At 61.6% G+C, this 1633-nt stretch carries 2 protein-coding genes; one reads left to right on the forward strand and one right to left on the reverse strand.

All coding sequences use genetic code 11. The annotated features are described in order from the left end of the window. The first annotated feature begins 77 nt into the window (after positions 1 to 77). Entirely contained in the window at positions 78 to 275 is a 198-nt protein-coding gene (locus P0D89_RS52710; protein WP_408379580.1) for a hypothetical protein, read from the forward strand. 321 nt (positions 276 to 596) lie between these two features. On the opposite strand, the gene P0D89_RS52715 is transcribed toward P0D89_RS52710, so the two are convergent. Further along, complete coding sequence (locus P0D89_RS52715) at positions 597 to 1559, reverse strand: LysR family transcriptional regulator (protein WP_408365151.1); 963 nt, start codon at positions 1557 to 1559, stop codon at positions 597 to 599. Positions 1560 to 1633: the final 74 nt, after the last annotated feature.

A 1633-nucleotide genomic window follows, 5' to 3' on the forward strand; every position in this document is an offset into this window, starting at 1 on the left:
CCGCGCGCACGACTGGCTGCCAAATCGCCGCGCTGGGGGGAGAGGGGGCGCGCCCCGACTAGGCGGGGCGCGAGGCGATGTCGGCCCACATCGAACGGTTCATCGGCCGGATGGACGGCGCGCTGGGCGGGGACGATCCAGACAAGGCCGTGTTCGCGGTCAGCGCCATGATCGGGGCTCTGGTGGTGTCTCGTGTGATGGCCGACGAAAAGCGTTCCGACGCAGTGCTGGCCGCGGCGAAGCGGGAGTTGCTCGCTTTGCAGCAGAAGGAATGAGCCACGCCCCAGCGATCAGGACCGGTCACGGATCATTGGAGCGCCTGGCCATGGGTGCGCTCATAAACGGTGGTTAGCGTAGCGACCGTGGCTCCTGCCTTGACTACTTCGACGTCGCACTAGCATAACGAGCAAACAGTTAGGATTCCGCACCGGCGAAACCGTTAAGGCTTCCCGCACCCGTGCACTCTGCCCAAAGTCCAGAAAATAGCGGATGGTGAGCCATACTGGACCTCATGCCGCTGCTCCCTGAGAATACTTGTCGCATAGCCGGGCCACCGCCAGGCACCGCGCAGAATGTGCCCAGACTGGCGGAAACTTTCAGGCTTCCTGTGACGATGCCGCACGCGTGCGGCGCGGGCGTGGCGTCCGCGGACCTGCAGCACTCGCGAGGCCGAGCCTTTCCCTCAGTTTCGGCACCGCAAAATCGATAAACGCCCGAAGCTTGAGCGGCATCTGGCCTTGGCCCGCGTACATGAGGTTGACAGGCGCCGGTAGCGGTTCGAAGGCTTCCAGAAGCTTCACGAGACTACCGGATTTCACCGGCTCTTCAATCTGGTACGACAATACCCGTGCAATGCCGGCCGCTTCCGCCGCGGCAACGACGGCGGCCTCCACCGAACTCACCACGAGCCGGGACGGCACCTCGATCTTCAGTGTCCGGCCTCTTGAGTGAAATTCCCAGTTGCTGCCCACCGCATACCCTTCGTATGTCACGCAGTCGTGCGAAAGAAGATCTTCGGGCTTCCGTGGTGTCCCATGCTTTTTCAGATAGGCGGGGCTTGCGCACAGCACTTGCCGATGCAGGCCGACACGCGTTGCAATCAGGCTGCTGCTCGGTTGCTCCCCAAGCCGCAGCACGAGATCTACGCGCTCATCCGGCAGATTGACGAGCCGGTCTGTCAATTGCACGCGCATGCGGATTTGCGGAAACGCGCTGAGAAATTCGACTATCACCGGCATGACGTGGATGCGCCCCATTACCGGCGGCACACTGATTACCAGTTCTCCCTGCGGCGCATGATATTCACCGGAAGTCGTGCGTTCGATCTCCGCGATCTCCTCCATAACCCGCCGGCAAGACGCCACATAACCGCGTCCGGCTTCCGTCAGTGTCAGCCTGCGGGTACCACGCACGAGCAATCGCACATTCAGATGTGCCTCCAGCTCGGATACGCGCCGGCTCACAGTCGCCAGAGGAATGTGAAGCTTTCGACTCGCGGCGGACAGGCTTCCGTTGTCTATCGCCGCCAACAAAATACCCATCGCTTCGAGTCGATCCATGGCCTTCCACCAATGAAAGGGTAGTTCTCAATTCTACCGGCTACTCAAAGGACCGGGAACGGCCTAGATTCTCT

The organism is Paraburkholderia sp. RL18-085-BIA-A, from assembly GCF_046027075.1.
In the GTDB taxonomy this organism is placed as follows: domain Bacteria; phylum Pseudomonadota; class Gammaproteobacteria; order Burkholderiales; family Burkholderiaceae; genus Paraburkholderia.

What these genes read in the sequence shown, in the direction of transcription:
- P0D89_RS52710 (WP_408379580.1), top strand. Translation starts at nt 78, where the DNA reads ATGTCGGCCCACATCGAACGGTTCATCGGCCGGATGGACGGCGCGCTG.
- P0D89_RS52715 (WP_408365151.1), bottom strand. Translation starts at nt 1,559, where the DNA reads ATGGATCGACTCGAAGCGATGGGTATTTTGTTGGCGGCGATAGACAAC.